We start from the raw sequence: 7,101 nt of genomic DNA, 5'->3' as shown, positions 1-7,101 counted from the left end.
CCCTCCGCCACCGCCCGCTCGCGGTCCTCCTCCCAGCGCCGTGCCTCCTCCCGAGCCAACTCGGCGTTCATCTGCTCCCGTGCTTCCCGCCAGTACTCCTCGATCCGCTTCTGGTTCTCCCGCCGCTCCTGTTCGGCGGCAAGCTCATTCGTCAACTCCTGGCCATGCCGCGCGTTCCATACTCGGGAGAACGAGCCGTCCCAGTCGACCGGACGGAGGTCGAACCTGCCCTCAAACGTCGCCCGAGCCTCATCCGCCCCCGTATCGGCGTCGCGCCCCGCGTCGGCATCGGGCGCCGGCTGCCCGGACGGTTCCCGACCGGCTGGCGGCCGCGCCCCCGATTCACGCTCGGCCGCAGATTCACCTGACGGGCCAGCGGTTTCCTCGGACATCACAGTCTTCTCCCGTCCCTGAGGCTCCCAGTCATGATCCCACCGCTACCGGCCCGCCGTGCCCCACCACGATCCCTCCAGGGGTGATCAGCGACCCGCCTGTCCTCGATATCCAACAGTCGGACACAACCGTTGCGATCCTTCCAGGGATGATCAGCGACCCGACCCCGAAAGTAAAGTCGCAGGTTGAAGGCATGATCGGCGGTGGATCGTGGACCGATTCTGCAGCGATCCGGCGGTAGTGCAACGGCCCAGGTCAGAGCCATGATCGGAATTTTAGAGTATCGAGTCCTGGTTGCCTATCTCGACGCCGAGCCACTCCATCCCCTATCTGCTGGACGGGCCAGGTGGACCTTCAGCGGTGTGGCTGTTGACCGGTGGGCCGGACGACGATCTCGTTGATATCGACGGTGTCGGATTGCTCGAGTGCGAACAGGACCGCACGGGCGACGTCAGTGGTGCCGAGTTTCGAGTCGGTGGCCCGGTCGGGCGATGTTTCGCCGGCTTTAACGAGTCCCGGCTGGATGAGGGTGACACGCACGCCGGTACTGGTGACCTCGGCTCGGATGGACTGGGCCATGGCGGTGACGGCCCACTTGGTGGCGGAGTAGAGCTGCCCGGGGACGGTGATGCGGCCGGCCACCGAACCGGTGAGCACCAAGTGCTCCCCGGAACTGCACGAGGGTGGGCAGGGTGGCCCGGGCGACGAGGGCGGTTCCGTAGACGTTGGTCAGCACCATCTCGCGCCACTGCTGCGGGGATCCGGTGCCGCGCAGGAAGGAGGTGGCGGTGAAGGAGCCGGCGTTGGCGAACACCGCGTCGAGTCGGCCGAACGCGCCGTGGGCGAGCGTGGGCAGAGTGGTGACCTGGTCCCAGTCGCTGATGTCGCAGAGGGCTGCCACGGCCCGGGCTGGGCCGCCCAGTTCCGCGGCAAGTTCGTGAAGGGCTATGGTGAGAGCGGGCGGCGAGGATGAGGCGCCACCCTTTGCTGGCGGCGAGTCGCGCTGTTGCGGCGCCGATGCCGGAGGAAGCCCCTGTGATCAGGAGAACGGATGTGGTCACGCTGATAGATCGTGCCGGTTGAGGTGGTCAGTCAGGTTTTGGGGTGCGGCGGCTGACGTCGACGGCGTAGCTGGTGGGACGGACGTTCCCCGGTCGCTACCCGAGGTCCAGGACGGACGTGCCGGCGACCGCCGAGCAGACGTGCAGCACGGCCCACCGGCCGGTGAGTGCGGCATACGCCGGTTCGAACGTCTCGGTGAAGGCGGTCAGCCGGGACCGGTCGACGAGGGCCACCGCACAGCCCGCGAAACCACCGCCGGTCATCCGGGCGCCGAAGCACCCCGGAGCCGCCGAAGCCGCCTGGACCGCCGCATCGAGTTCCGGACCCGACACCTCGAAGTCCTCCCGGATCCCGCGATGCCCCGCCAGCAACAGCCGCCCGGCCGTTGGGGCGTCGCCCGCGCGCAGTGCCGCGGCGACGGCGTCGACCCGGGCGTTCTCGGCGACGAGGAACCGGGCCCGGCGCAGCGCGACCGGGTCCAGACCGGTCCCGCCGGCCGCTCCGCCCGGCCGGGTTGTCCTATCCGACCGGGCGGACCTGCCGAGCCGGGCCACCGCCTCGTCCATCGACCGGGGCGTGAGGTCCCGCAACGCGGCGACGCCCAGCGCCCGCGCCGCCCGCTCACACTCCGCCCGTCGGGTGGCGTACTCGCTGGTCACCACCTGTCGGCGCGAGCCGGTGTCGATGACCACCACGGCCAGCCCGCCCGGCAGCGGCACCGGCTCGGTCGTCAGCGTGCGGCAGTCGATCCGCAGCGCGTGGCCGGCCACGCCCGCGGCGCAGGCGAGCTGGTCGAGCAGGCCCGTCGCCGCCCCCACCCAGAGGTTCTCCGCCCGCTGGGCGAGCAGCGCGAGCTCCGTCGGCGAGGGCGTCAACCCGGCGAGATGCGCACCGGCCAGGGCGACGGCCAGCTCCAGCGCGGCCGAGGAGGACAGTCCCGCGCCGACGGGGATGTCGCTGGCCAGCGTGCCACGCCAGGGCACCGGGCCCCCTCCGGCCGGGAAGCCTGACCCGGCGGCGGCACGGGAGGCCGACTCGGCGGCCAGCATCACCGCGACGCCTTCGACATACCGGACCCATCCGGGTGCCCGGGCGGACACCGGGGTATCGAGGCCCGGCGGCGGCAGCGGGATCACGGCGGGCACCGCATCCTGCTCGGACACCAGCCGGAGCTCGGGTGCCTCGTTACGGCGCAAGGCGATGCACAGCTCCCGGTCGATGGCCACCGGAAGACAGAAGCCGTCGTTGTAGTCGGTGTGCTCGCCGATGAGGTTTACCCGGGCGGGCGCGCGGACGAGGTGGGTGGGCCGCTCTCCGTAGGTCTCGACGAACGCGCGCACCGCACGCTCGGTGGCCGGATGCTCGGTGGCTCTCATGACGCCAGTGTCGGGGAGTCGTGGGCCCTGCGGCACGCGGGATGACCACGGCCGCGCGGGCTCGGCTCAGGTCCGGTGCGCGGCGACGGGAGCCATGACGGCGCGCAGCCGGTCCGCGGCGGCCTCCGGGGTGAGGTCGCGCTGCACGTCGGCGAGCATCTCGTAGCCGACCTGATGCTTGCGAATGGTCGGGGAGCGCAGCAACGGCGGATAGACGTGGGCGTGCAGCTGCCAGAACGCCGCGGGTGGATCGCCGGGTCCCCGGCCAGGATCAAGGTCCGGCCCCGGCCCTGGTCCCGGCCGGGGTCCGGGCGCGGGATGCGGCCCGGGAGCCCCGTGCCAGCCCATCGAGAACGGGAAGGGATGGTCGAACAGGGCGTCGTAACCGGTGAGGAGGCGGCCGAGCAGGCGGGACAGCCCGTCCCGCTGGTCGTCGGAGAGCGCGGCGAGGCGGTCGACCGGATGCCGGGGCAGGAGCAGGGTCTCGAACGGCCACAGCGCCCAGAACGGCACGACGACGAGCCAGTGCTCCTCCGCCAGGATCACCCGCTCCCCCGCCGCCGTCTCGATCTCGGCGTAGTCCATCAGCAGGGAGCTGCCAGACCGGGCGAAGTGCTCCCGCTGCCGCGCGTCCTCGGCGGCCGGCTCGTCGGGCAACACGTCGCAGGCCCAGATCTGACCGTGGGGGTGCGGGTTCGACGCGCCCATCGCGGTGCCGCGGTTCTCGAAGACCTGCACCCAGCGCCAGGTGCGGGAGAGTTCCTCCTCCTGCGCCGCCCAGGTGTCCACGACCGCCCGGACCTCGGCCGGAGTCATGTCGACGAGCCCGCGATCATGACGAGGGCCGAAGCACACGACCCGGCACGTCCCCCGGGCCGGTTCGCTGCGCAGCAGGCCCGATCCGGGACCCGCCGGCCACACCGGAGCCGGGTCGGCGGGCAAGTCGACGGGCGGGCCGACGGGCGGGGCGACAGGCGGGGCGGCGGGCCGGACCGGGTCGGGACGCAGCGCCGGGAAGTCGTTGGTGAACACGTAGGTACCGGAGTAGGAGGGGTTGCGTTCACCGCCGGCCCGGAGGTTGCCCGGGCAGAGGTCGCATAGAGGATCATGGGCGACCGCGGCCGGCACCGGCGGTGGTTCCTGACCGCCGTGCCACGGTCGCCGCGTCCGCCCCGGCGAGACCAGAACCCAACGGCCGGTGAGCGGGTTGAACCGCCGATGCGTGATGTCGTCCATCGCGACGAAGCCTGCCATGGGCGGCGACCGCGGCAAACGCGCTGCCGGGACGGCCGGGGGTGATCCCCATTACCACGGAACCGGGGCGTGACGAGGGGCGACGAGGGGCAACGAGGGGCGGCGAGACGTAACGAGACGTAACGAGGCATGACGGCCAGCCCGTCGCGGCGCCGCCGGGTTCCGGGAACCTCATGTTGAGTTCAACTTCAACACCATAGTCTGCGGGCATGCTTCCTACCGATCTGATGACCGTGGGTGAGCTCTCGCAACGAAGTGGCTTCGCCGCGTCGGCGCTGCGCTTCTACGAACAGCGGGGCCTGTTCACCGCCACCCGGACCTCGGGTGGGCAGCGCCGGTACGAGCGCCATGTCCTGCGGCGGCTGGCGTTCATCCGCGCCGCCACCGCGGTCGGGCTCAGTCTCGACGAGGTGCGAGAGACCCTGTCGTCGCTGCCCGAGTCGCGCACGCCGACCAAGGCGGACTGGTCCGCGGTCTCGCGGCGGTGGCGCGGCCGGCTGGACGACGAGATCGCGGCTCTGGTCGCGCTGCGTGACGGACTCGACTCGTGCATCGGCTGCGGCTGCCTGTCGCTGCTTCGCTGCCGCATCTCGAATCCGCACGACCGGATCGCCGAGCTGGGGCCGGGCGCCCGCGCGCTGCCGGCCGCGCTGCGCCGGACCCGCAACCCCCTCGATCGGTGTGGTCAGCCCGTCCGATAGGACATCGGCTAGGACATCCGCGATAGGACAGACGCGACGGCACGCGGGTGGCGGTCCATCGCCGGACCGACATGAGCCAGATCCGAGACGCCGGACCGAGACGCCGGACCAGGACGCCTGGATCCGGGACGAGGAGGGGTAGTGGGAGACACATTCGGCATGTTCCAACCGGGTGCCAGCAACGGCGAGCCGAGGAGCGGGCGCAGCCAGACGGGCAGCCAGACGGTCGGTACGGGTCCCGTCTCCGGGCGGCCCAGCCGGGTCTCGGCGCACCGTTCGCCCGACATGCCGCCGGACGGTCCCGGTCCGGTGCGGGCCCGTCGCCGCCGCCCGTTAATCGTCGGCATCGGTGGCAGCAGCCGGGCGAACTCCACCACCCACCAGGCCCTGGCGACGGTGCTGGCGATGATGGGGCAGGCCGGCGCGGAGACGATGCTGCTCGGTGCGGCGGACCTGGACCTGCCGATGTACGCGCCGGAACGCCAGGAACGTCCCGCCGCGGCGCTGCGCCTCCTCGCCGCCGTCGAACGGGCCGACGGCCTCGTGATCGCGACTCCCGGTTACCACGGCGGGACGTCGGGCCAGGTCAAGAACGCCCTGGACTATCTGGAGGACCTGCGCGGCGCGCCCTGGCCCTACCTGGACGGCCGGGCGGTCGCACTGATCGTCGGAGCCCGGGGCACGCAGGCGGCCGGGACGACACTGACGGCCCTGCGCTCGACGGTGCACGCCCTGCGCGGCTGGCCGACCCCGCTGGGAGTCACCCTGAACACCGCGGTGCCGCTCTTCGACCCGCACGGGCGAGTACTCGACCCAACCGTCGCGGCCCGCCTGGAGACCCTCGCCGACCAGATCATGGGGTTCACCTATGCCTGGTCCCAGGTGCTCTGAGGTGCTCTGAGGTGCTCTGAGGTGCTCTGAGGTGCTCTGACGCCGAGACGCGACCCCGCGCCGCGGCCCGTGCGGGTCCCGGCTAACCCGGGCGTATCCGTCTTGAGCAGGCAGGTCTACCGTGGCGGGGCCCGGCAGGGGACTGGAACACGGGACGCATGACGAGGCACGCACGACGAGGAGGCGGCACGGTGGGGACGACGGCACGGGCTCCGGCGGCTCGCCGCGGCGGTTCTGGGCGCCGTGCTGGCGGGCACGCTCGCCGCGTGCGGTGGCGACTCGGACGGCGAAGCCACCGGCACCTCCTCGGCCGGATCGACGGTCAAGCTGATGATCATCGCCCCGGTGGGCACGTCCGGGACGAACTACCCGGAGATGGTGGCCGCCGCCCGGGCCGCCGTGCGCGGAGTCAACGCCCGGGGCGGGATCGCCGGCCACCGGGTCGAGCTCGTGCACTGCAACGAGAAGAACGACGCCGCCATGGCCAGGAAGTGCGCCCAGCAGGCGGTGGATCAGCACGTGCTCGCGGTCGTCAGCGAGGTCAGCGGCTCGGGCGGGATCATGCCCATCCTGGAGAACGCGGGGGTCCCGTCCATCGGTTCGGCCGGGATCTCGGCCGACGGATCCGAGCTCAGCTCCCCGATCAGCTACGTCATCAGCCCGCTGACCCTCTACCCCGCGGTCTGCCCGTCGTTGCTCGCCAAGGCGGGGGCCACCCGCCTCGGGCTGGTCGGCTACGACCTCAGCGCCAGCGACCGGCTCATCATCATGGCCGAGGGCGGCGCGAAGGCGGTAAACCGTCCGATCAATCCGAAGATCCGTATTCCGATCACAACGAGCGACTTCACCCCGGCGATCTCCCAGCTCACCCGGTCCGGTGCCGACGGAGCCGTGCTCGTCGTGTTCGACCAGGCCGCCTATGCGGTGATCTCCCAGGCCGGCCAGCGGGTCCGGACCTGCCACGCGGCCGGAACCCTCTCGCCGAAGTACCTGTCGACGCTCGGTCCGGCCGCGGACAACCTCGTGGTCGCGACCGCGTTCCCCGAGCTGAGCCAGGCCGGCCAGTTCCCCGAGGTCGCCCGGATGATCTCCGAACTGGACGCCGAGCAGGCCGGCGGGGACGCGGACGCGGCCCCCGCGCTGCGCACCACGACGACCACCACCGGCGCGTGGCTGTCCGTGCAGATCGCCGAGAAGGTGGGCAACAAGGTGTCCGGCGAGCTCACCGCCCGCACCCTGCTCGACCAGCTCAACCGGACCACCGACCTGGACCTGGGCGGCATCGTCCCGCGGCTGAACCTCACGGCGACGACGCCGATCCCCGGGGCGGAACGGATCTTCAATACCACGCTGCGGGGAGCCCGGTGGGACAGCGCGTCGAAGAGCTTCGTGCCGCTCGGCCCGGAGACCTGCTCGGCCTCGTT

At 71.9% G+C, this 7,101-nt stretch carries 7 protein-coding genes and 1 pseudogene; 3 read left to right on the top strand and 5 right to left on the bottom strand.

Translation table 11 applies throughout. The features are described 5' to 3' along the window. From AC08OJ_RS17235 to AC08OJ_RS17215, 5 genes and pseudogenes are all read right to left on the bottom strand, one after another. Nucleotides 1-392, bottom strand: a 392-nt coding sequence (locus AC08OJ_RS17235) for a hypothetical protein (protein WP_476596266.1), incomplete at its 3' end; no start/stop codon positions are given. Nucleotides 393-747: 355 nt separating this feature from the next. Beyond that, on the bottom strand, nucleotides 748-1,050 hold the full coding sequence (locus AC08OJ_RS17230; protein WP_476594653.1) for an SDR family oxidoreductase: 303 nt from the start codon (nucleotides 1,048-1,050) through the stop codon (nucleotides 748-750). Nucleotides 1,051-1,126: 76 nt separating this feature from the next. Continuing rightward, nucleotides 1,127-1,294, bottom strand: a pseudogene (locus AC08OJ_RS17225) (short-chain dehydrogenase); the annotation flags it as partial. A 256-nt stretch (nucleotides 1,295-1,550) separates the two neighbouring features. Beyond that, complete coding sequence (gene galK / locus AC08OJ_RS17220) at nucleotides 1,551-2,831, bottom strand: galactokinase (RefSeq protein ID WP_476596265.1); 1,281 nt, start codon at nucleotides 2,829-2,831, stop codon at nucleotides 1,551-1,553. 66 nt (nucleotides 2,832-2,897) lie between these two features. Continuing rightward, on the bottom strand, nucleotides 2,898-4,085 hold the full coding sequence (locus tag AC08OJ_RS17215) for a UDP-glucose--hexose-1-phosphate uridylyltransferase (RefSeq protein WP_476596264.1): 1,188 nt from the start codon (nucleotides 4,083-4,085) through the stop codon (nucleotides 2,898-2,900). 209 nt (nucleotides 4,086-4,294) lie between these two features. Here AC08OJ_RS17215 and soxR point away from each other — a divergent pair, with 209 nt between their 5' ends. The 3 genes from soxR to AC08OJ_RS17200 form a co-directional block, all read left to right on the top strand. Further along, on the top strand, nucleotides 4,295-4,786 hold the full coding sequence (gene soxR / locus AC08OJ_RS17210) for a redox-sensitive transcriptional activator SoxR (protein ID WP_476596263.1): 492 nt from the start codon (nucleotides 4,295-4,297) through the stop codon (nucleotides 4,784-4,786). Between the two features lie 141 nt (nucleotides 4,787-4,927). Then, on the top strand, nucleotides 4,928-5,677 hold the full coding sequence (locus AC08OJ_RS17205; protein WP_476594705.1) for an NADPH-dependent FMN reductase: 750 nt from the start codon (nucleotides 4,928-4,930) through the stop codon (nucleotides 5,675-5,677). A gap of 243 nt (nucleotides 5,678-5,920) precedes the next feature. Continuing rightward, the coding region (locus AC08OJ_RS17200) for an ABC transporter substrate-binding protein (protein ID WP_476596262.1) at nucleotides 5,921-7,101 on the top strand (1,181 nt) is incomplete at its 3' end.

The sequence above is a fragment of the Frankia sp. CgKIO3 genome (genome assembly GCF_977946435.1).
The sequence above is the reverse complement of the archived record's forward strand: the minus strand, read 5'-3'. Positions and strand labels throughout refer to the sequence as shown.